Annotated in this window: 22 protein-coding genes; 10 read left to right on the forward strand and 12 right to left on the reverse strand. The window is 68.2% G+C overall.

Annotated features, from left to right (window positions below):
• The gene (locus tag NMI01S_RS20905) at positions 1-1,206 is read right to left on the reverse strand and encodes a cytochrome P450 (protein WP_062999959.1); all 1,206 of its coding nucleotides are present in this window, start codon (positions 1,204-1,206) and stop codon (positions 1-3) included.
• A gap of 177 nt (positions 1,207-1,383) precedes the next feature.
• On the reverse strand, positions 1,384-2,262 hold the full coding sequence (locus NMI01S_RS20910; RefSeq protein ID WP_062999598.1) for an SDR family NAD(P)-dependent oxidoreductase: 879 nt from the start codon (positions 2,260-2,262) through the stop codon (positions 1,384-1,386).
• A 112-nt stretch (positions 2,263-2,374) separates the two neighbouring features.
• Here NMI01S_RS20910 and NMI01S_RS20915 point away from each other — a divergent pair, with 112 nt between their 5' ends.
• Complete coding sequence (locus tag NMI01S_RS20915; RefSeq protein WP_062999600.1) at positions 2,375-3,847, forward strand: aldehyde dehydrogenase; 1,473 nt, start codon at positions 2,375-2,377, stop codon at positions 3,845-3,847.
• Positions 3,848-3,893: 46 nt separating this feature from the next.
• Entirely contained in the window at positions 3,894-4,643 is a 750-nt protein-coding gene (locus NMI01S_RS20920; protein ID WP_062999602.1) for an SDR family oxidoreductase, read from the forward strand.
• A 94-nt stretch (positions 4,644-4,737) separates the two neighbouring features.
• Here the strand turns inward: NMI01S_RS20920 and NMI01S_RS20925 are convergent, their stop codons facing one another.
• The gene (locus NMI01S_RS20925; protein ID WP_062999960.1) at positions 4,738-6,090 is read right to left on the reverse strand and encodes a cytochrome P450; all 1,353 of its coding nucleotides are present in this window, start codon (positions 6,088-6,090) and stop codon (positions 4,738-4,740) included.
• A gap of 222 nt (positions 6,091-6,312) precedes the next feature.
• On the opposite strand from NMI01S_RS20925, the gene NMI01S_RS20930 reads away from it, so the two are divergent.
• From NMI01S_RS20930 to NMI01S_RS20955, 6 genes are all read left to right on the forward strand, one after another.
• Positions 6,313-7,314, forward strand: coding sequence for a DUF4189 domain-containing protein (locus NMI01S_RS20930; RefSeq protein ID WP_062999604.1), 1,002 nt, complete (start codon positions 6,313-6,315; stop codon positions 7,312-7,314).
• Positions 7,315-7,642: 328 nt separating this feature from the next.
• The gene (locus NMI01S_RS20935) at positions 7,643-8,035 is read left to right on the forward strand and encodes a helix-turn-helix domain-containing protein (RefSeq protein WP_245716966.1); all 393 of its coding nucleotides are present in this window, start codon (positions 7,643-7,645) and stop codon (positions 8,033-8,035) included.
• Between the two features lie 2 nt (positions 8,036-8,037).
• The gene (locus NMI01S_RS20940) at positions 8,038-8,523 is read left to right on the forward strand and encodes a hypothetical protein (protein WP_062999608.1); all 486 of its coding nucleotides are present in this window, start codon (positions 8,038-8,040) and stop codon (positions 8,521-8,523) included.
• 17 nt (positions 8,524-8,540) lie between these two features.
• Positions 8,541-9,725 (forward strand): MAB_1171c family putative transporter, encoded by a 1,185-nt coding sequence (locus NMI01S_RS20945; RefSeq protein ID WP_062999610.1) that lies wholly within the window; start codon positions 8,541-8,543, stop codon positions 9,723-9,725.
• Positions 9,725-11,125, forward strand: coding sequence for a cytochrome P450 (locus NMI01S_RS20950; protein ID WP_084513102.1), 1,401 nt, complete (start codon positions 9,725-9,727; stop codon positions 11,123-11,125). The genes NMI01S_RS20945 and NMI01S_RS20950 overlap by 1 nt, the downstream gene beginning before the upstream one ends.
• Before the next feature lie 125 nt (positions 11,126-11,250).
• Entirely contained in the window at positions 11,251-12,252 is a 1,002-nt protein-coding gene (locus NMI01S_RS20955; protein WP_084513103.1) for a transglycosylase SLT domain-containing protein, read from the forward strand.
• 12 nt (positions 12,253-12,264) lie between these two features.
• Here the strand turns inward: NMI01S_RS20955 and NMI01S_RS20960 are convergent, their stop codons facing one another.
• The 3 genes from NMI01S_RS20960 to NMI01S_RS20970 form a co-directional block, all read right to left on the reverse strand.
• Complete coding sequence (locus NMI01S_RS20960; RefSeq protein WP_062999614.1) at positions 12,265-13,305, reverse strand: NAD(P)-dependent alcohol dehydrogenase; 1,041 nt, start codon at positions 13,303-13,305, stop codon at positions 12,265-12,267.
• Positions 13,306-13,407: 102 nt separating this feature from the next.
• Positions 13,408-13,827 (reverse strand): pyridoxamine 5'-phosphate oxidase family protein, encoded by a 420-nt coding sequence (locus NMI01S_RS20965; RefSeq protein WP_174554551.1) that lies wholly within the window; start codon positions 13,825-13,827, stop codon positions 13,408-13,410.
• Positions 13,828-13,884: 57 nt separating this feature from the next.
• Positions 13,885-15,123, reverse strand: a complete 1,239-nt coding sequence (locus tag NMI01S_RS20970) for a cytochrome P450 (protein WP_062999618.1) — start codon at positions 15,121-15,123, stop codon at positions 13,885-13,887.
• Between the two features lie 239 nt (positions 15,124-15,362).
• Between NMI01S_RS20970 and NMI01S_RS20975 the strand changes: the two genes are divergently transcribed.
• On the forward strand, positions 15,363-15,935 hold the full coding sequence (locus NMI01S_RS20975) for a TetR/AcrR family transcriptional regulator (protein WP_062999620.1): 573 nt from the start codon (positions 15,363-15,365) through the stop codon (positions 15,933-15,935).
• A 1-nt stretch (position 15,936) separates the two neighbouring features.
• On the forward strand, positions 15,937-16,803 hold the full coding sequence (locus tag NMI01S_RS20980; protein ID WP_062999622.1) for a PfkB family carbohydrate kinase: 867 nt from the start codon (positions 15,937-15,939) through the stop codon (positions 16,801-16,803).
• 33 nt (positions 16,804-16,836) lie between these two features.
• On the opposite strand, the gene NMI01S_RS20985 is transcribed toward NMI01S_RS20980, so the two are convergent.
• The 6 genes from NMI01S_RS20985 to adh all read right to left on the reverse strand — a co-directional run bounded on the left by NMI01S_RS20985 (position 16,837) and on the right by adh (position 22,703).
• Entirely contained in the window at positions 16,837-17,511 is a 675-nt protein-coding gene (locus NMI01S_RS20985; RefSeq protein WP_245716950.1) for a nucleoside/nucleotide kinase family protein, read from the reverse strand.
• Between the two features lie 214 nt (positions 17,512-17,725).
• A complete protein-coding gene (locus tag NMI01S_RS20990; protein ID WP_062999624.1) occupies positions 17,726-18,370 on the reverse strand; it encodes a LutC/YkgG family protein in 645 nt (214 codons plus the stop codon).
• Complete coding sequence (locus NMI01S_RS20995; RefSeq protein WP_062999625.1) at positions 18,367-19,848, reverse strand: lactate utilization protein B; 1,482 nt, start codon at positions 19,846-19,848, stop codon at positions 18,367-18,369. Before NMI01S_RS20995 ends, NMI01S_RS20990 begins: the two co-directional genes overlap by 4 nt.
• Positions 19,845-20,627 carry a (Fe-S)-binding protein gene (locus NMI01S_RS21000; RefSeq protein WP_062999627.1) on the reverse strand — a complete coding sequence of 261 codons (783 nt, stop codon included), beginning with the start codon at positions 20,625-20,627 and terminating at the stop codon, positions 19,845-19,847. Before NMI01S_RS21000 ends, NMI01S_RS20995 begins: the two co-directional genes overlap by 4 nt.
• Positions 20,628-20,790: 163 nt before the next feature.
• Positions 20,791-21,186 (reverse strand): DUF779 domain-containing protein, encoded by a 396-nt coding sequence (locus tag NMI01S_RS21005; RefSeq protein WP_039784274.1) that lies wholly within the window; start codon positions 21,184-21,186, stop codon positions 20,791-20,793.
• Entirely contained in the window at positions 21,186-22,703 is a 1,518-nt protein-coding gene (adh, locus tag NMI01S_RS21010) for an aldehyde dehydrogenase (RefSeq protein WP_062999630.1), read from the reverse strand. The genes NMI01S_RS21005 and adh overlap by 1 nt, the downstream gene beginning before the upstream one ends.
• Positions 22,704-22,720: the final 17 nt, after the last annotated feature.

The following is a 22,720-nucleotide window of genomic DNA, read 5'->3' on the forward strand; positions in this document are numbered from 1 at the left end:
TTACGAAACCTCCACGGTGACAGGGAGTTTCGCGAACCCCCGGACATTGGTCGAATGCACCCGCTCCATGGCGGACTCGTCGACCGAGTACTCCCGGACGCGGGAGGCGAACTCGCGCAACGCGACCACGGTTTCCAAGCGGGCCAGATGCGCGCCCAGGCAGAAGTGCACGCCGCCGCCGAAACTGGCCAGCGCGCTCTTGTCGGTGCGTTCGATGTCGTAGCGATCTCCGTCGGTGAAGACCGCGTCGTCGCGATTGGCGGAGCCGATGAGCAGCACCACCTTCGAACCGGCGGGGATCACCCCGTGTTCGAACGGCACATCGACGACCGCGGAGCGCGCCACCATCTGACTCGAATTGTCGTAGCGCAGCGTCTCCTCCACCCAGTCCGGCACCAGATCGCCGTCGGCGACCACCTTGGCGAACTGGTCGGGATTGCGGCCGGCCCAGTACAGCGCGTTGCCGAGCAGTTTGGTGGTGGTCTCGTTACCGGCCACGACCATCAGGAACATGAAGCCGATGATCTCGTCGTCGGTGAGTTTGTCGCCGTCGATCTCCGCGTCGAGCAGCGCCGAGGTGAGGTCCTCGGTGCGGCTGCGACGACGCTGGGCGACCATGTCGGAGTAGTAGACGACCAGATTGAGCGAGGCCTCGATGGCCGCCTCCGGCACGTCGAGTACGCCCTCCTCGCGGTGCACCACCAGATCGGCCATCCGGCGGATCTCCGCGCGATCGGGTTCCGGCACGCCCATCATGTCGGAGATGACGTCCATGGGCAGTTTGCCCGCGAAATCCTCGATCCAGTCGAAACTGCCACGCTCGAGCGCCGGTTCGAGATGTTGCAGCGTCAGTTCCCGGATCCGGTCGCCCATGCCGGCGATCCGGCGCGGGGTGAAGCCCTTGTTGACCAGCTGGCGCATGCGCAGATGACGCGGATCGTCCATGGCGAGGAACGACATCGTCTTGTGCGCGTGCGGGCCCCACGCGGCCGGATCCAGGGAGACGCCGTTGGCGCTGGACAGGCGGGCGGCGTCGCGGAACGCGGCGGTCACGTCGGCGTGGCGCGACAGGGCCCAGAAGTCCAGGTCCGGGTTGTAGTACAGCGGCGCCTCCGCCCGCAGCCGCCGATAGACCGGATACGGATCCTCGTGGAATCGGTAGTCGTAGGGATCGAATACGACCGGTTGCGCAGATGCCACAGTCATCACACCCACCTCTCGAAATATAACGCGTTCACATCGAGCCTCATCCGCACACCGCCAACCGAGACACAGGACTGGACATGTGTCTGGACGCTACCACCGGACCGGAATCCGGACAATGGGCGAGCGGTCTCGCAAGAGTGGGCACGGTCGCCGGACAGGCGGGCGCCGCCATCCCCCTCACGCCCCGTCGCCGAGGAGCGGCTGCAACTCGGCCACCGACCACGGCGGTGTGTCGGGATGGTCGCGATAGCCGATGGACTCGAGCTTCGGTCGCGCGAAGCGACCGACGAAACCGCCTGCGGCAACGAATATCTGGCCCGTCGCGGTGGCGAGGTCGGAGGCGAGATAGACATAGAGCGCGGCGGCGTAATCCGGCGGCGGCGCGTCCAGTGACGACTGCGCGGTGAACTCGTCGAGCAGGCCGCGCTCGCGCAACTCCGCGATCTTCTCCTCGTATTCCGGGCCGGTGGACAGGCGCGTCCTGGCCCCGGGACAGATCGCGTTCACCCGGATGCCGTGCTCTTTCAGTTCCGCGGCCAGGGCCAGCGTCAGGCTCGCGACCGCGCCTTTCCCGGCGGGATAGCCGGTGCCGCCGTAGTCGCCCAGGTAGGCGAACGAGCCGGTGTTGACGATCGAACCCGCGCCGCGCGCCACCATCAGCGGCGCCACCGCGCGGCAGGTGGTGAACACCGTGGTCAGGTGTGAATCCAGCTGGGCGCACCAGTCCGCGGTCGAGATATCGAGAATCGAGGAGTGCGCGGGTTCGGCGATCCCGGCACAATTGACGAGAACATCGACGGCCCCGAAACTTTCCACGCACCGGTTCACCAGCGCGTCCGCGATCGCTTCGTCCGCGGCCGAGCCCGCGACCGCGACCGCGCGACCACCGGCCGCGCGAATCTCGTCCACCACCGCGTCCACCGCCGCCTCGGTCCTCGAATTGACCACCACGCCCGCCCCCTGGCGCGCCAGTTCGACGGCGACGGCCCGGCCGATACCGCTGCCGCCGCCCACCACGATCGCCGCCTTGCCGGCCACCGCCGCATCTCCGGTCATCGCCGGTACCCGCCTCTCACGATTCGATCACTCTGCAACACGTTCTTGTATTCACAGCTCCGTCCAAACTATATTCCGTACAGGTGTCCAGACAGCCCTATCGGAGAGGCGAATGACGAAACTGCTCCCCCCTGGCGAGGGATCCCGGCTTCTGATCGACGGCAAACTGGTCGCCGGCGGCGCGGGGGTGTTCGCAACGGTCAATCCGGCGACCGAGGAAGTCCTCGGCCAGGCCGCCAACGCCGACGCCGCCGATATGGACGCGGCCATCGCCGCCGCCCGCGCGGCCTTCGACAACACCGAATGGTCGCGCGATCACGCGTTCCGGGCCCGCTGCCTGCGGCAACTGCGCGACGCGCTACGCGACAACATCGAGGAACTGCGCGAGATCACCATCGCCGAGGTGGGCGCTCCGCGCATGCTGACCAGCGGCCCGCAACTGGAGGGCCCGATCGGCGATCTCGGCTACTTCGCCGATCTGGCCGAAAGTTACCAATGGGTCAGCGATCTCGGCGTCGCGAAGCCGATGGGGATCCCCACGGCGCGCACGCTGCGCCGGGAAGCGATCGGCGTGGTCGGCGCCATCACGCCGTGGAATTTCCCGCATCAGATCAACTTCGCCAAGCTCGGTCCCGCCCTGGCGGCCGGGTGCACGGTGGTGCTCAAACCGGCTCCCGACACGCCGTGGGTCGCCGCGCTGGTCGGCACGGTGATCGCCGAACAGACCGACATTCCGGCCGGCGTGATCAATATCGTCACCTCCGACGACCACCAGCTCGGCGCCCAGCTGGTCACCGATCCGCGGGTGGACATGATCTCGTTCACCGGATCGACGCAGACGGGCCGGACCATCATGGCCGGTGCGGCGCAGAGCCTGAAGAAGGTGTTCCTCGAACTCGGCGGCAAGTCGGCCTTCATCGTCCTGGACGACACCGACGTGGCCGCCGCGGCGAGCTACGCGGGCTTCACCGTCTGCGTCCACGCCGGCCAGGGCTGCGCGCTGACCACTCGCCTGCTCGTCCCGCGCGAGCATTACGACACCGCGGTCGCGGCGGCGGCGAAGTCGATGGGCGGCATCGTCCCGGGCGATCCGAACGAACCGGGCACCGTCTGCGGGCCGGTCATCTCGGCGCGGCAGCGTGAACGCGTGCAGCGCTACATCGATATCGCACGCGCCGAAGGCGGCACCATCGTCACCGGTGGCGGCAGTCCCGATCGCGAGCGCGGGTATTTCATCGAACCGACCCTGATCAGCGGCGTATCCAACACCTCGACCGTGGCCCAGGAGGAGATCTTCGGCCCGGTGCTGGTGGTGATCCCGCACGACGGCGACGACGACGCCATCCGGCTGGCCAACGAATCGCCCTACGGGCTCTCGGGCGAGGTGTGGGGCACCGACCAGGCGCGAATCGACCACGTGGTCAACGGTGTTCGGACCGGCACGTTCGGCGTCAACGGCGGTATCTGGTACAGCGCCGACGCCCCGTTCGGCGGCTACAAGCAGTCCGGCATCGGCCGCGAACTCGGTGTGGCCGGATTCGAGGAGTACCTCGAAACCAAGCTGATCGCCACCGCGCAGAAATAGACAGCACGCGACCTCGTCGCGAATTATCGACAGGAGAAGGCAACTCATGGCTCGTTTCACCGATCGCGTCGCGATCGTCACCGGCGCGGCGCAGGGCATCGGCGCCGAATACGCGAAAGCACTGGCCGGCGAGGGCGCCACCGTCGTCGTCGCGGATCTCAACGAAGACAAGGGAAAACAGGTCGCCGAGGAGATCAGCAGCGGCGGCGCCACCGCGGTCTTCCATCCTGTCGACGTCTCCGATCCGGAATCGGTCACCACGCTGGCCGACTACACGCACAACGAATTCGGCGCGATCAACCATCTGGTCAACAACGCCGCCATCTACGGCGGGATGAAGCTGGACCTGCTGCTGACGGTGCCGTGGGACTACTACAAGAAGTTCATGAGCGTGAACCTCGACGGCGCGCTGAACATGACCCGCGCGGTATGGCAGCACATGTCGAAAGGTGGCGGCGGGTCCATCGTGAACCAGTCTTCCACCGCCGCATGGGTGTATTCGAACTTCTACGGCCTCGCCAAGGCCGGGGTCAACAGCCTCACCCAGCAGCTGGCGGTCGAACTCGGCGGATCCAACATCCGGATCAACGCCATCGCGCCGGGGCCGATCAACACCGAGGCGACGCAGACCGTCACCCCCGGCTCGATCGTGAACGACATGGTGAACCGCCTGCCGCTCAAGCGGATCGGCACCCCGCAGGATCTGGTGGGTGCGTGCCTGTATCTGCTGTCCGACGACGCGGCGTGGGTCACCGGGCACATCCTCAACGTCGACGGCGGGCAGATCATCCGGTAGCGAGCGCGAGCGACGCCCGTCCCACTACGGGACGGGCGTCTGCGCGGAAGCGGTTCGCGTGGTGCACCGGGCTCGGCCGCAGCGCCTTCCGCGCTCAGAGGCCGGCGCCGTCGCGCCGGACGGTGACCGGTTCGGCCAAGCGATTCTCATCGCAGAGCAGCTGCAAGGTCTCCAGGGTTTCGTCGAGCCCCGGTCCCAGCCGGCGGCCGGGTGTGAACGTGGCCGGTAGGTGGCGCATACCCTGGATCACGCCGATCGTGTCGTAATGGACCGCGCCGCCGGGATCACACCGGAAATCCGGCAGCCGATCGAGCACCGCGACCAGCATGCGCTTGAATACCGTGCGCGCCACATTGGATCCGATACAGCGGTGCACGCCCAGACCGAAGCTGAAGTGCCGGTTGCCTTTCCGTTCCAGATCGAGGGTGTTGGGATCCGGGAACGATTCCGGATCGCGATTGGCCATCGCCCACGACAGCCACAGCCGCTCCCCCTCCTCGAGCCGGATGCCCGCGTATTCGCAATCCGCGGCGATGGTGCGGCCGTCGCCGGGAGCGGGAGTGAAGTACCGGAGGAATTCCTCGGTCGCCGAGTCCAACAGCAACTCGCGTTCCGCGCTCAGGATCGCCCGCTGATCCGGATGGTCCGAGAGCCATTCCAGCGCATGGGCGGTCAGCGCGGTGGTGGTGTCGAAACCGCCGCCGATCAGCAGGCCCAGCATTCCCAGCAGTTCGATGTCCGGCGGCGCGTTCCCGTCGATCTCGAGCCGGGTCAGCGCCTCGATGATTCCCGGACGCGGATTCTCCCGCACCTGTGTGAGGTTGATCAGCAGATCCAGCCCCATCGCCTCGTGCTGACGCCGAACCCGTTCGATGTCAGGGGAATTGGGCGGGGTGTAGACCGAGGCGTGCGCGGGTTCGCAGTACAACTGCCATTTGCGCAGCGGTATGCCCAGCATCGCCAGGGTGAGGACGGCGGGCACGATATTGGCCAGATCGTCGACGAAATCGATCCGCCCGCTCTCGATCCGGTCGTCCAGGCTCGCCCGGACCACCTCGTCGACGAACGGCACCCAGCGCTGCACCGCGGCGGGCGACAGATAGGGATTGAGCGCTTGGCGCCACAGCCGCTGTTCGGGCGGATCCATCTCGAGGATGCCGTTACGGATGACGTTCCCGGTCTCGGGGAACGGAATGGTGATGCCGCGGTAGCCGCGGCGCTCCCCGTTCGGATCGTGGTCGCTCGATACGTGTTCCGACCGCGCGAGGCTGAACACCTCCCGGCTGCCGGCCGCGACCCAGTGCCCGCCGTAGGTCGGCGACCAGGCCAGCGGGCACTCCCGGTGCATGTCGGTGGTGATCGCGTCGAAGTTGTCGCGGTACTGCGGCGCATGGCGATCGAAGTCGTAGCGCGGCTGTCTGTGGTCGTCGGCGTGCTCGGTCACGATGCTGTCCTCTCGGGCGTCCCCGGTCTCAGGCTCCGACTTCACAGAATAGTGGGGTCGGCAATATTGCTCTCCAAATTCGAGAATGCTATTCCGGGCAAACTCGACGTCATGGGTATGCGTTACAGTGGCTCGCCGATACGATTCACAGCACGGACGGGGGCACGGTCGATGTCGACACCGACCACGACACAGCGCATTTCGACGAGCCGGGCGCGGTAGGCGATGGCCACCGACGATCGCCGGGATTCCCCGCAGCAGCCGCCGTCCGGCGAGTCGGGCCCGCCCCCGGCGCCGCCGACCCGGGCCTACCCCGGTGGCGTGCCGGATCCCGGCGCGCAACCCGGCGGCCCCGCGCCGCAGCAACCGGCTCCGCCCACCCAGGCCTATCCGGGACAGCCCGCCCCGCCGACGCAGGCCTACCCTGAGCAGCAGGCGCCGCCGACCCAGGCGTATCCCGGCGGGCAACCGGGCCCACCGCCCGGTTCGGACGATCCCACCGTGCACGCGGGACAGGGATATCCCGCCGGGGTGCCGTATCCGGGCGATCCGAATCAGCCCCCGATGTACGGGCAGGGCTATCCGCCGGGCGGCTATCCGGAAGGCGGCTATCCGGGCGGGCAACCGTACGCGCAGCCGTATCCGGACCCGCAGTACGGCGGGCAGCCCTACCCGTATCCGGGTGCGCCGCAGCAGAATTCGGGTGGCGGCAAGGTGCTGGCGATCGTCGCGGCAGTGGTCGCGGCGGTCCTCGTGCTGGGCGCGGTCGTCGCGGTGATCGTGGTGCACAACCACAACAAGAACAGCGATACCGATGCGGCCGCCCAGCAGTCGACGACCACCCGCCCCTCGCCGACGTATTCGACCTCGACCGCACCCACCACCCGCGAGACCACCCGCTACGCTCCCCCGCCCCCGGCCACACCGGCCGACGTCTGGATCGCCGCGGGCTACGACGTCGACACCGGCAAGGTGACCTGGGCGCGCAGCACGGTCAGCTCCGACGACGCCACCAACCAGGTCCAAACCCGTTGCCCCGGTTGCGCACAGCCGGCGGCGTGGGCGCGCAACGCCTGCGTCGCGGTGGTCGTCGGCCAGAACAACGGCTGGGCCTCCACCTGGGGCACCACCGCGGAAGAGGCCGAATCCAAGGCCATCACCAGCGCACAGGACAACTACGGGGTATCGGGACCGTTCAACAAATGGTCCAAGTGCGCGACGGAGTAGAACACCGACGCGAAGAACTCCGGAGCGCTCCGGGCATCGTCGACCGGAGCGCCGCGACCGGCCCGCTGCGCGCAGCGGCGCCGGCCCGTCGGCGTGCGCACTGACTCCCCCTCCTCGCCAGTGAACACGTTGTGTCCCAACGTGTACTCACGTAGACGCCCATGACAGTGTCATGAACGGTGGTATATGTCAATCGTCGGCTCATGTACTGTTGTCGAATCCGCCTCTACTCGGAGGGAGGGCCGTGGACGAGGACCCGACCGCTAAGCCGCGCGCCGACGGTGAGCCGACCGAGCTGGCCGCCAAGATCAATCGCCTGCTCGCGGTGATGCACCCACCGTCCGAGCCGCCGTTGTCGAATGTGGCTGCTGCCGAGGCGATCACCAAGGCCACCGGCACCTCGATCAGCGCGGCCTATCTGTGGCAGTTGCGGTCGGGGGTGAAATCGAATCCGACGGTCGCCCACCTACGGGCGATCGCCAAGTTCTTCGGAGTGCCCGCGTCCTATCTGCTCGACAGCGGCACCGATGCGGCGCTCGACTCGCAGCTGAGCCTGTTACAGGCTATGAAGGATGCGGGCGTGCGGAATCTGGCATTGCGAGCGTCGGGGCTGACACCGCGAACTCTGTCCAGTATCGCGTCGATCGTGGACCGCGCGCGGGAGTTGGAAAATCTGCCCCCGATCGACGGGGACGAACGGGAAGACCAGGACGGACCGTAACCATGGGGGCATCGGCCAGGCGGATCAAGAAGGTGCTCGACCGGATGCCGGTGCCGGATCCCTGGGATCGCACTCGCTTCGTGGCCGCGGTGGCCGCCGTCCGCGGGCGCCCGATCACCCTGATTCCGATGGCCATGCACGACGTGATCGACAGCCCGTGCGGGTTGTGGCTGGTGCGCGAGGACGACGACGTGATCATCCACGAGGACGCCACCTCGGAGTACCACATCGACCAGATCGTCTGCCACGAGATCGGGCATATGGTACTCGGCCACGACCGCGGAACATCCGGCGGCGGATGCGATTCCACCCTGAGCGCGGCGCTGCCCGATATCGACCCGGGCACCGTGCGCGCGGTACTGGGCCGGTCCGGATACGGCAGCGGACCCGAACGGGAGGCCGAACTGTTCGCCAGCATGGTCATGGTCTCGGCAACCGCCGGTCGTCGCGGGCAGAGCCTGCGCAACGTGCTGTTCAAGGGGCGATGACCTCGTCGGTGCCGGTTATGATCGCCTGGCCGGTCATCGTCGTGACCGTCCTGGTGGTGGCGGCGCGGTGGGTGTGGTTCGACGGCACCGCGGCCGAACGGTATCTCAACGCGACGCTGACGATCATCGCGGCGACCCAGGTGCTGCGCGAGGACGTGGCACAGCGTGCGATCGTCGCCGTCCTGCCCACGACCGTGACCACGGTGCAACAGATTTCGTTGTGCACCATCGTCGTCTCGATCGCACCGTTCCTGTGCGTCATCGATCTGCTGTCCGGTCGCGCCGCCCGGGAAGTGCGCAGTCGGCAATGGCGGTATCATCTGATCGCGGCGGCGCTGTCGATCGCGGTCCTGGCAGCCGGAACCCGCGCCCGCCACGAGCGGCGGCCGGTCGAGGTGTCGGGCGGCTGGGCCGAAGTGCTGGTCTGGCTGGCCTTCTCGATTCTTCCGCTGTTTCTCGCCGTCCGCATGATCGCTCGCTGCTGGTCGGAATATCGCCAGCACGGCGTCACCCGCGGTGAGAAGGTGGTCCTCGCGGGAATAGCGCTGGCCGGCGCGGCGATCGGAGTGACCACGGCCATCGCGACCGGGCTGGCCCTGTTGCAGCAGATCGGCGTGCTGGATTCGGTGGACTACCGGCTGCGCACCAACTCCCGCAATTTCTTCTGGATCGCGACGGTGATCGCGATCGTCTCGTCGGCACCGATCGTCGAGGCCTTACTCGGGGTGGTGGGTTTCGATGCCACCGGCCGGCGGTGGCGGCGGCTGCGACCGCTGTGGGAGTCGATGACCACGATGTTCCCCGGCAGCCGGTTGCCGATGGAACCGGGTTCGCGCCGGATCACCCGGCTGCGCCTGCACCGCACCACGGTCGAGATCCGCGACGCGATCCTCGAGCTGCGTCCCTACTGTGCCGAGGTGAATCCGGCGGAGTTCGCGAATTTCGCCGCAGCCGAACGCATTCCGCCGCACGATGCCGAACCGGCCGGGTACGCCCTGCAATTGGCGCTCGCCGCCGGCGAACGCTCCCGCACCGGCGATCCGCCCGGCGGCGCCGCGGCGACGCCGGTCTCGGATTCGGCCACCCTGGACGACGAGGTGGACGAACTGCTCCGCATCGCCCGGTGGTGGCCCGCCGCCACCCGCTTCGCCGACCGTCCCCGCACCCTCCCCCGCGCCGCGCAGGAAGCAGAGAACGCCTGATGACCGTCCGCACCGACACCACGTCCACCCGAACGCTGCCGCATCCGCCGTGGCGACTGCCGCTGCTCGGTGACGTGCTGACCACCGATTTCGCGAAACCGTGCCAGCGGCTGGCGGAACAGGGCCGCGAACTCGGACCGGTCTTCGAGCAGAAGTTGTTCGGCTATCCGGCGATCATCGTCACCGGCGCCGAGGCCATCGACGAGGTCAACGACGAGCGGGTGTGGGAGAAACACATCGGCCATTCCCTGATGAAATTGCGTCCTCTGGCCGGCGACGGACTGTTCACCGCGTTCAACCGGGAACCCAATTGGTCCAAGGCGCACAACATTGCGCTGCCGGCGTTCACCAAGACGGCGATGGCGAACTACCACGCCACGATCGTCGCCGTGGTGGACGAATTGGTCGCCGGGTGGACCGCGGACTCGTCCTGGATCGACATTCCCGCCGCGACGAATACGCTGACCTTCGAAATCATCTCGCGCGCCGGGTTCTCGCATTCGTTCGGCGCCCTGACCGATTCCGCGGCCGACCCGTTCGTGGCGGCGATGGTCCGCGAGCTGACCTACGCCAACCGCCGCACCGACGTCCTGCCGTGGTTCGAACGCCTGTTCCGCCGCGCGGAGTACCGCCGCCACCGAGCGGATCTGGCACATGCGCACGGTGTGGTCGACGCGATCATCGAGGCGCGACAAGCGCACCCGCACGCCGTGTCCGAGGACATTCTGGATCTGCTCATCGACGGCGTGGATCCCGATACCGGCGAGCGTCTGGACGCCACCAATATTCGCAATCAGATCCTTACCTTCCTCATCGCCGGTAGCGAAACATCCGCCAACACCATCGCTTTCGCGCTGCACTACCTGGCCACCCACCCGCACGTCGCACAGCAGGTGCGATCCGAGATCGACGAGCGATGGCCCGCGCCGGACGCGCCCGCCATCGGGTTCGAGGAGGTGGCGAAGTTGCGCGGTCTGCGCCGGGTGGTCGACGAGACGCTGCGGCTCTGGCCGACCGCGCCCGGCTACTTCCGCCGCGCCAAACAGGACACCACCCTGTGCTCCGGTCGCTACCGGATCGCGGCCAAGGACTGGGTGCTGGTGTTGCTGCAGGCCGCGCACCGCGATCCGGTGTGGGGGCCCGACGCCGAGGAATTCAATCCGGACCGCTTCCTGCCGGGCAACATTCGCGGTGCGGGACCGCGCGTGTACAAACCGTTCGGCACCGGCCCCCGCGCCTGTATCGGCCGGCAGTTCGCCCTGCACGAAACAATGGTCGCCCTGGCCGCGATCCTGCACCGCTTCGACCTGGAACCCGAACCGGGCTACCGGCTGGACGTGCGCGAAACGCTGACCCTCAAACCCGCCGGGCTGCGCCTGCGCCCGCACCCGCGCCGATAGGCGCGCACTCCCAGCGACGGGAATAGCGGGACTCGGTCACGAACCTATGCTTCCGGCGAACGCCTGTCGCAGTGCGACATCGGCGGCGACGCGGGGCCCAGGCAGGCTGTGGCGGAAGGTGGGTCATGACCGAGTCGGTGAGTTTGCCCCGGGTGACCGACGCACCGCTGTTGAACGCGGCCGTCAGCCGCCTGGAGAAGGTGCTGGAGGCGCTGCTGAACGGCCTCGGCGACGGCAACGCCAAGAAGGTCGTGATGGCCAGTCTCGCCGCGACGGACAAACCGACCGAGACGATCACCGGCGAGATGGTCGCCGACTACGGCGATCGGCAGAAGAAGATCCGGACGTACAACGAGGAGTGGAACTCGCTGGACACCATGATGTCCGATATCGCCGAGAATTCGGCCGGCATCGCCAACGAGACCCGCGCCGCGGTCAAACAACTCGAAACCGATATCAAGGGAATTCTCAGCGGTGTCGCACCGCACCCCAGTGTGGCACTGCAACTGTCCTTGATCGACAAGATCGACAAGGCGGTCGAACACGCCGATCTCGTCGTCTCTCAGGCGCACAAACTCCACGACGAGAACTCCGCGCGAATTCCCACCCAGCCGCAGAGCAGCGGTGGCGGCGGCGGAAATTACGGCGCCCTGCCCAGCACCTACGTGCCGCCGAACAGCAGCGGCAGCTACGACCGCCAATACACCCAGCCGGTGAGCTCGACCGGTGGCGGGCCCAACCGTCACCTCAGTGATCAGGAACTCGAGTACTACATCGGAAAGGCGCTGGACCGCTTGGGAATCACCGACCCCGCCGCACGGGCGAGGTGGACCGAGGGTTATCTGACGCTCATCAAACGCGAATCGAGCGGCAACACCGGCTCCATCAACACCACCGACTCCAACGCCGCCGCCGGTCACCCGTCACAGGGCCTGACCCAGACCATTCCCAGCACCTTCGAGGCATATCACGTCGCCGGAACATCCTCCGAGATCACCGATCCGGAGGCGAATATCGCGGCGAGCATGAACTACGTGATGGACCGCTACCACGTCTCGCGGGACGGCTCGAATCTGACGTCGAACGTCCAGCAGGCCGACGCCGGTCGTCCCGCGAAGGGGTACTAGCGGGGGGCGGCCTCAGGGCACGATGACGGCGCGTCCGCGCAGAGTGCCCGCCGCGAGCCGGCGATACGCCTCGGGCGCGTCGTCGAGTGCGAACCGTTCGACAGCGATATCGAGGACGCCCTCGTGCGCCAGGTCGATCAATTCGATGAGCTCACTGCGCGCACCCCAATACGGGGCGGTCGCCGTCGCCTCGTACGGGCTGACGCCGAAACCGATACGCGCCGCGGACTTTCCGTCGCCGATACCGACGATGGTCACATCGGAATCCACGCCGGCGACGGTCATCGCGATATCGATGGTCGGCTGGTATCCGACGAAATCGAGCACCAGGCTCGCGCCCGCCGCGCCGGTGATCTTGCGGACGTTGTCGGCGGCCTGGGCATTCGACAACACCGTCTCGTGGGCGCCGACGGATTTCGCGAATTCCAGTTTGTCGTCGCTGACGTCCAGCGCGACGACGCGTGCCGGCGACAGGTGACGCAGCAATTGGATCGCCACATGGCCCAGTCCGCCACTGCCGATGACGACGGCCCAGGATCCGGGACGCAACTTCGACAGCGACCGTTTGATCGCGTGATACGGGGTGAGACCGGCATCGGTGAGCGGAACGGTCGCCACCGGATCCAGATCCCCGATCGGAACGAGATGGCGGGACGAATCGACGATCAGGTATTCGGCGATGGCTCCCGGCGCCCCGAGACCGGGCGGATAGATACCCAATTCGGCCGCGCGGGAACAGTAGTTCTCCAGACCCTGCGCGCAGAACCAGCAGGTGCCGCAGCCCCACGGTCCGTACACCACCACGCTGGTGCCGAGATCCAGGCCGCGCACGCCGGCGCCCACCGCCGCCACCGTCCCGGCGCCCTCGTGTCCGAGCGTCAGGGGCAGCGGATAGGTGAAGGCTTCGGCGGGCAGCGACATCACGAAATCGTCGGAATGGCAGACCCCGGCGGCGGTGACCTTCAGCAGCACCTCCCCCGGCCCGGGCTCGGGAGTGGGAATCTCGCGGACTTCCGGTTCGGCACCGACGGTGACGTACTGCAGAGCCTTCATAGCGCTTTTCCTCTCGGTCGAGCAGCTGGGGTCGCGATCGTTCACACCGGCCTGGCAAACTCACAGGCTAGTGCGCACTCGCCGCTCGCGGCGTTCGGCGCGCTACTCCTTGGAGTAGTCGGTGCTCAACCACCGTTCGGGGCGCATGCGGATCACCACCGAATCCGGGCCGAGGTTCTGCTCGGCGAAATCGGCGCCTTCCTCCGGTCCCAGATAGCGCACCGCGATCGCGCGGACGACCTCGGGCGACGCCGCGTCGATCGAGGTGACCGAGCCCTCCGCGGTGACGTACCGGTACGGCGGCTGTTCCACCTGCGCGGTGATCGAGAACCGCCCGGCCGCCCGGATGAGCTTCTCCTTCACCGTCCCGGCGTCCGTCCACACCACCACGTCGCCGCCCGGCTCGTAGCCGTACCAGATCGGCACCGCCAGCGGCGCCCGATCGGGCCGCTCCACGGCGATCACCCCCACATGCAATTCGGCGAGGAACTGCTCCCGTTCGGTACGCGTCATGGTCGGCATCGATCGTCCTTTCGCGAGTCGGGTCTTCGTTCCCGACAACCCGGGGCGGCCGCTGTCCTATTCCGAACCCCGGATGCGCAGCGGCAAGGCGGCGTGGCGGCGGACGAGGATGCTCGGGGTCCACCGCGGGGGTGCGGCGAGCGCGATGTCGCTGCTGCGGTCGAGCAGGGCCGTGATCGCGGCGCGGGCTTCCAGTTTCGCCAGGGCCGAGCCGACACAGAAGTGCAGACCACGTCCGAAGGCGGTGTGCGACTTGATGTTCGGGCGGTTCAGCTCGACGGCGCCGGGTTCCGGGAAGACCGCCGGGTCGCGATTGGCCGCGCCCCACAGCAGCAGTAGGTGGCTTCCGGCGGACAAGGAAACATCTCCGAGAACGGTGTCGGTGGTGACGTGGCGATAGTGGCCACGGAAGGGCGACTCGAGGCGGAGCACCTCGTCGAGGAAGGCGGGAATCAGGTGCGGGCCGGTGCGGAGCCGGTGCTGAATATCGCTGCGAGTGGCGAGGATTCGGGCCGCGGAGGCGATCAGGCCGGCGGTGGATTCGCCCCCGGCGCCGACCAGCTGGACGAGGATCAGCACCGCGACCTCCTCGCTGACAGTGCCGGTGCGGCACGCACGGGCCAGCGCGTCGAGCACGGTTCGCGGCGCACCGTCGGGAACGCCCGCACCCAGCGTCCGCCGCAGCTGTTCGTGGAGGTACCCGGCGAGCAGCGTCGCCGAATGGACCAGTCGCGGAAGACGGTGCGCGTCCACCACGGCGCCGAGCATCTCGGTGCTGTCGTAGGCCCATTCGAGCAGCTGGGGCACATCGTCGCCGGGCACACCGATCACCGCCGCGACGAGGGCCAGTGGCAGCCGGTCGGCCATATCGGCGGCCCAGTCGATACGGCCGTCGCGCACGTGCCGCGACCACAGGCGGTCCACCAGATCCTCGACCGCGGGGCCGAGTTCCCGGATGCGCCCGGCCAGCACACTCGAGACGAGTTTGCGGTGGCCGGCGTGGGACGGATCGTCTGCCGTGGCGAGAACATGGACCGCGCGACCGCCGCCGTCGAGGTCGAAGGCGGTCGGGGCGGCGCCCGGATGACGCAGCAGCACCGCGGTGAGGTGGGAGGAGAACTCGGCGGTGCGGGCGGCCGCTTCGGTGACGAGTTCCCAGGACGACACGAGATGAAAGTCGGTACCGGGCACCCGGAAGACCGGAGCCTCACCGCGCAGGCGGTCGTAGAGCGGGTACGGGTCGTCGAGATGGGCGGACAGGAACAGGTCCGATCCGTCCGGCACTGTCGTGGTCATCGGTGAACTCCCTCGGGGCACGGGTGCGCTCACCGTGCGCTCGGCGGAGACGAGTGTCAATCGGCGTCGCACAGTGAGACACCACGAAGACATCGCTCCTACCCCGAGTTCACCCCGGGGGATCGGAGTCGCGCTGTTTGCCCACTTCGCAGGCATATACAGGCGGCAGAGCTCGTGAGACAATCACGCTGTCTCGTCTCGACACGAGACACCGCAGACCGAAGGGATCCTGTCCGGCGATGCGAACCACCGACGTCGATTGGCTCGCGGGAGGGGTGCGGCGCACCGTCGCGCGCTCCCGCATCGAGGCGGCGGCGGCCGAGCTGTTCCTGGAACGCGGAATCGACCGGGTGAGCATCGACGACGTGGCCGAACGCGTGGGCTGCTCCCGGGCCACCGTGTACCGGCACGTCGGCGGGAAGCCGGAACTGGTCCGGATCGTGACGGTGGCGGCGGCACGGGATATCGCCGAACGGGTGGCGGCGACCGTGGCATCGCTGCGCGGCCCGCGGCGCGTGGTGGAGGCCGTCCTCGCCTCGCTCGCGGCGATCCGCGCCGAACCCACGCTGTCGGCGTTCCTGGCGGGGGCGGGCGCCACCGGCGACCATGTGGTGGCCACACCCGAACTGCGCGGCATCGCCATCGCACTCACCGGAATCGCCGGAGACGACGACGCCGCGGAGTGGATCGTTCGGGTGGTGTTGTCGCTGCTCACCTGGCCGCTGCCCGATGCCGCCGCGGAACGCCGGACGGTGGAGCGGTTCGTCGCCCCGCTCCTGATGCGTCCGGCCGGACCGGCGCGGAAGGGATGAGATGAGCGTCCCGCTATTCGTCGGCCTCACCACCGTCGACCTCTCCTACGCCGTCGACGCCTACCCGGTCGAGGACACCAAAACCCTTGCGCGCGAACAATTCCTGGGCGCCGGTGGACCGGCCGCCAACGCCGCGGTCGCCTGCGCGATACTGACCGGCGGCGCCCGCCTGCTCACCGCCGTCGGGCAGCATCCGCTCACCGCGCTGATCCGCGACGATCTGCGGTCCCACGGTGTCGAACTCGTCGACACGACGACGCGGCGTACCGACCCGCCGCCGATCTCGTCCATCGTCGTCGCGGCCGGCGCCGGGACGAGAACCGTCGTCTCGCTGGACGGTTCGCGCATCGAGGCGTCGTTCGACGACGAGTTCGCGGCCCTCCTCCAGGACGCCTCGATGGTGCTCGTCGACGGGCATCACATCGAACTGGGCCTCGGTATCGCGCGGGTGGCGCGCGATGCGGGAATTCCGGTGGTGCTCGACGGGGGGCGCTGGAAGCCGGAACACGCGGAGTTGCTGCCGCTGGTCGACATCGCCATCTGCTCGGCCTCGTTCACGCCGCCGGGCTCCCAGGACGTGTTCGACCACCTGCACCGGATCGGGGTCCACGCGGTCGCCGTCACGCGCGGGCGGCAACCGATCATGTACTCCGCCAACAGTGTTCGAGGCGAGATCGCGGTGGGTGAGGTGGACGGCGCGGATACGCTCGGCGCCGGGGACATCCTGCACGGCGCGTTCTGCGCGTACCACGCGCGCGGCCACGACTTCGTCGACGCCCTCACCCGCGCCGCCGCGGTCGCCACCCTGTCGTGCCGGTTCTTCGGTACTCGCGCGTGGGGCGACCGGCTCGGTGAGTTGGCCGAATGAGGTGACCGGGCCGCGGTTCGCGCCGAAACAGGCTCACCGGACCGGGCGGAGACGGTAGCCGCCGGCGACCGCGCGCAGCACGAGATCGGCTCGGTCCGCGGTCTGCGCGATGAGACGGGCATTCGGCAGGTCACTGCCGGCGACCATGGCCCGTGCGCGATCCGGTGATTTACCGCCGCGCCGATGCCGGCGCAGCAGTCGCCGTTCGACGACCGATTCCTCGGCATCGAGATACCAGACCTCGTCGAGATACGCCCGCACCTCCCGCCACCCCGGCCGATCCAGCAGAAGGTAGTTCCCTTCCACGATCGCGACCCGTTCGCCGGTGAAGGTCACCGCGTCGGGGATCGGGTCGTGGCGGGCTCGATCGTAGATCGGCCACGGCACCGGCACGCCGATCGCACTGTCGCGCAGCCTCCGGAGCCGCGCGACGAACGCCGCCACGTCGAAGGTGTCGGGCTGCCCTTTGCGACCGAGCGCACCGGAGTCACGCAGCTGCGCCGAGCTCCGATGAAATCCGTCCATCCCCGCCACCTCGGCGGGTACTCCCAGACTCCGCACCGCATCCGCCAAACCCTGTGCCAGCGTGGACTTTCCGGCTCCCGGCGGACCGGCGACCCCGACCAGGTACCGGCGCCCGCCCGCGTCCTCCGCCGCCCGCACGATCCGCGCCGCCAGCTCACCCGGGCCCATCACCTGCGCCGTCACCGGACACCTCCTTCACGCAGCGGTCGATCTCGCTTCCCAGCAGGCGAACACCCCTCGGCCACCGCTGCCCGCAGGACGTTCCCGCCGCGTCCGCGACGTGCCGGAGGATCCGGTTGCGCACACGCTGCCGGTCGACGCGGCCGGTGTCTGCTCGCCGGCGAGGTGTTCTGCCCTCGCTCGCGACAGCGCAGGGGTGCGGCGATTCGGGCTGTTCTCACTCGACCAGGATCACGATCAATCGCCTGGGCCCGTGCACACCCTGCACGCGGGTCATCTCGATATCCACGGTGGCCGACGGACCGCTGATCCAGGTGGTCGGCCGACGGGGGTCGAGACGCGGAACAACCTCCGGCAGTGCGGTTTTCACCTGTTCGGCGTGGACCACGCAGATGTGACAGTCCGGCACGAGGGTGGGCGCGCGGCGGCCCTGTCCGGCGTCGCCGTCGAGGATGATCGTGCCCGACTGCGCGATCGCGGCGGCGCAGGTGGTCACGACCGCGTCGACCTCGTCCAGTTCGAGCGTCGTCAGCGGCGGATCGTCGGTCACCACACGGTGCTCGGAGCGGTCCGACCACAGCGCCGTCCAGATGTCCGGCAGTCCGGGCGGCGTCAGCACCACCCGCGCCGACGCGTTGCGCAGTTCCCGGTCCACGGTCGCGGCGACCCCCGCCAGGGTGGTCCGATGCACCTGTGCGCCATAGCGTTCCAGTCGCTGTTCGAACAACTCCAGGATCGCGGCACGATCGTCGGGATCCACTCCCGGCGCGGTCCGCAGATAGTCGCGCGGCACGGTGACCGCGTCCGCCGGTTCGCCGATGGCCTCGCGGACGCGTCGCAGAATCGTCTCGCGCGCATTCACGAGCGGCCCCCGTCGTCGGTGCTGCCGTGCGCGGGCGCGTCGTCGTGACGGCCGCCCTCGGTGCGCGCCCACCAGCGGCGAAACGATTCGGCGGGGATGTCGGGGACCCGCCGGCTGTCGGTCCACCCGCCCAGCGGGCCGGGTAGCTGCCGCTTCGGGACCGCGACGCCGATGCGCGCCGCCGAACGCACCGCCGCACCCCACAGCGCCGGATGGCTCATGATTCCCGCCATCGCGTCGAAGGCCACCCGCTCGGCCCGATGCTTCACCGCCGCCTCCCCCTCGGCCACCTGATGACGCAGGGCCAGCAGATTCCCGGTGATATCGATGCGGACCGGGCACACGTCGTCGCAGGCCCCGCACAGCGCCGACGCATACGGCAGCGAGGCGGTCTGCGGATCGTCGGCACCCTTCAGCAACGGGTTGAGAATGGCGCCGATCGGCCCCGGATAGACCGAACCGTAGGCCTGCCCGCCGGTGCGTTCGTAGACCGGGCAGATATTCATGCAGGCGCCACAGCGGATGCAGCGCAACGCTTCCCGCCCGAGTTCGTCGCGCAGCGCGCGAGTTCGGCCGTTGTCCACCAGGATCAGGTGGAAGGCCGAGGGGCCGTCCTGGGCGGTGACGCCGGTCCAGGTCGACACATACGGCGACATCCGCTCGCCGGTCGCGCTGCGGGCCAGCAACTCCAGATAGATCTCCAGATCGCGCCAGCTCGGAATCACCTTCTCAATGCCGGCCACCGTGATCAGCGTCTCCGGCAGGGTCAGGCACATCCGCCCGTTTCCTTCCGACTCCACCATCACCATCGTTCCGCTCTCGGCGACAAGGAAATTCGCGCCGGTGATGCCGACCTTCGCGCGCAGGAACTTCTCCCGCAGATGCAGCCGCGACGCATCGGCGAGCGCCTGCGGATCGTCGGTCAGATCGTCCGGCGCGGGACGGCCGTGCTTGCCCATCTCGCGGCGGAAGATGTCGCGAATCTGGCTGCGGTTCAGATGCATCGACGGCACCACGATATGGGAGGGCAGATCGTCGCCCAGTTGCAGGATGATCTCGGCGAGATCGGTTTCACGGGTATCGATTCCGGCCGCCCTCAGCGCCTCGTCCAGGCCGATCTCCTCCGACAGCATGGATTTCGCCTTGACGATCTCGGTTTCGCCGGTCGCCCGGACCAATGCGGTGACGACGGCGTTGGCCTCGGCGGCATCGGTCGCCCAATGCACCACTCCCCCCGCACCTTCCACCGCATCGGCCAGTCGCTCCAGGTAGATGTCGAGACGGCGCAGCACCTCGTCCTTGACCGCGGCCGCGGAAGTCCGCAGTTCCTGCCAGTCCGGCCGTTCCGCCACCAGAGCATCGCGCTTGGCGCGGATGGTGTGGGTGGCACGGTGCACGTTGGCGCGCAACTGGTCGTCGGCGGTCGCGGTCCGCGCGGCCCGCGGGAACGGCGGCCAGCCCACGAAACTCGTACTCACGAACGGGCTCCCGCGACCACCGGCAGCCCGGGCATCGGCCCGTCGGCCTTCGTGCGCGCCAGGATTTCCACCAGATGCAGATCGCGCACCGCGGTCGCGTCGGCGGCGAGGCGCCCGCCGATGTTCATCAGGCACGAATTGTCCACGGCCGTCACCACGCTCGCGCCCGTCTCGCGGACGTGCGCGGCCTTGTCGGCGTTCATCGCGCCGGAGGCGGCGGCATTCTTCACCGAGAAGGTGCCGCCGAATCCGCAGCATTCGTCGGCCGCGGGCAAATCGACCAGATCCAGTCCGGCCACCGCGCGCAACAATCGGTAGGGGCGGTCGCCGATGCGCTGCACGCGCAGCGAATGGCAGGTCGGATGGTAGGTCACCCGATGCGGGAAATAGGCGCCCACATCGACGACAGCCAGGTCGTCGGTGAGGAATTCGGTCAGCTCCCGGATTCTGGGGAGCAGCGCCTCGGCATCGCGGGCCAGCGTGGCGTCGCCGACCTGCTCGGCCACCACGCGGTAGAACTCGCCGGGCGCCGCCCCACACGAGGCCGACGGCACCACGATCCGGTCGTAGTCACCGAACACCGAGACGAAATGCCGCGCCATCTTCGCGGTGTCGGCCCGATAGCCGGTGTTGGCATGCATTTGGCCGCAACAACTCTGGGCCATCGGGAAGTCGACCTCGACGCCGAGCCGGCGCAGCAGGGCCACCGCCGCCCGGCCGGTTCCCGGATACATGACGTCGTTGACACAGGTGATGAACAATGCCGTACGTGCCGACATGCGGCCCCTCTCGTCACCGATGCCGCGGGCCGGGCATGTTGTCGAGCGGCACCTCGATACGGATACTGGCGGACGATCCCGGCCAGAATACGCCGCACGCACCGCGGCGAGGCGGATCCGCGGGCCGTGTGGGCTCGCGGATCCGCCTCGCCGGCGGCATTCGTCAACTCACCGCGTCCGCGCCCGTGAGCGGCGGCGGTCCGGAATCGAGTTCGGCCACTTCGGCATCGGTGAGCAGCCGGGAACGGATCAGGAACCGCACCCCCTCGGGGGCTTCGAGCGAGAATCCGCTCCCCCGCCCGGGGACCACGTCGACGGTCAGATAGGTGTGCTTCCAGTACTCGTACTGGTCGGCGCTCATCCAGAACGGGGTATCGGCGCCGACCCGGCCGAGCAGCACATCCGAGGCGCCCACGCGGAATTCCCCGCGTGGGAAGCACATCGGCGCGCTGCCGTCGCAACACCCGCCGGACTGATGGAACATCACCGGCCCGTGCTGACGAATCAGATTGTCCAGCAACGTCTGCGCGGCCTCGGTCAGGTCGACGCGGGTACCCATCAGAAGAAGCCGAGCTTGTTCGGCGAGTAGCTCACCAGCAGGTTCTTGGTCTGCTGGTAGTGATCGAGCATCATGCGGTGATTCTCGCGGCCGATACCGGACTTCTTGTAGCCGCCGAAGGCCGCGTGCGCCGGGTAGGCGTGATAGCAGTTGGTCCACACCCGGCCGGCCTTGATGCCGCGGCCCAGGCGGTAGGCGGTGTTGCCGTCGCGGCTCCACACACCCGCGCCGAGGCCGTAGAGGGTGTCGTTGGCGATCGCGAGCGCCTCCTCGGTCGAATCGAAGGTGGTCACCGCGACGACCGGGCCGAAGATCTCCTCCTGGAACACCCGCATGTCGTTGGTGCCCTTCAGCACCGTCGGCTCGACGTAGAAGCCGTTCGGCAGGCCGTCGACCTTGCGCTGGCTGCCGCCGGTGAGCACCTCGGCGCCTTCTTTACGCCCGATGTCGATGTAGGACAGGATTTTTTCGTACTGGTCGTTGCTGGCCTGCGCGCCGATCATGGTCTCGCTGTCGAGCGGATTGCCGCTGACGATCGCCTTGGTCCGCTCCAGGCAGCGCGCCATGAACTCGTCGTAGATGGAGGAATGGATCAGCGCGCGCGACGGACAGGTGCACACCTCGCCCTGGTTCAGCGCGAACATCACGAATCCCTCGACCGCCTTGTCCAGGAACGCGTCGTCGGCGGCCATCACATCGGGCAGGAAGATGTTGGGGCTCTTGCCGCCCAGTTCGAGGGTGACGGGGATGATGTTCTCGCTGGCGTACTGCATGATCAGCCGGCCGGTGGTCGTCTCACCGGTGAACGCCACCTTGGCCACCCGCGGGCTCGACGCCAGTGGCTTACCGGTTTCGACGCCGAAACCGTTGACCACGTTGAGAACCCCAGGCGGAAGCAGATCGGCGATCAGCTCGACCACTTTCATGATGGAGGCCGGGGTCTGCTCGGCGGGCTTGAGCACCACCGCGTTTCCCGCGGCCAGCGCCGGCGCCAGCTTCCAGGTCGCCATCAGGATCGGGAAGTTCCACGGGATGATCTGACCGACCACACCCAGCGGCTCGTGGAAGTGGTAGGCGATGGTGTCGGCATCGATCTCGCTGACGCCACCTTCCTGGGCGCGAATGGCGCCGGCGAAATAGCGGAAGTGGTCGACGGCCAGCGGCAGGTCGGCGGCCAGGGTTTCGCGTACCGGCTTGCCGTTGTCCCAGGTTTCGGCGACGGCCAGCTGGTCGATATTCGCCTCGATCCGGTCGGCGATCTTGTTCAAAATGTTGGCGCGATCGGCGGCCGAGGTCGCACCCCACGCGTCGGCGGCATCGTGCGCGGCATCCAACGCCAAGTCCACGTCGGCGGCCGAGGATCGGGCCACCTCACAGAAGGTTTCCCCGTCGACCGGCGACGGATTCTCGAAGTATCTGCCCTCGACCGGTGCCGTCCATTCGCCACCGATGAAGTTGTCGTAGCGGTCGGCGTAGGAGACGATGCTGCCTTCGGCGCCGGGCTTGGCGTAGATCATGACGGGTGCTCCTCGAT

The organism is Nocardia mikamii NBRC 108933 (assembly GCF_001613505.1).
Lineage (GTDB): Bacteria > Actinomycetota > Actinomycetes > Mycobacteriales > Mycobacteriaceae > Nocardia > Nocardia mikamii.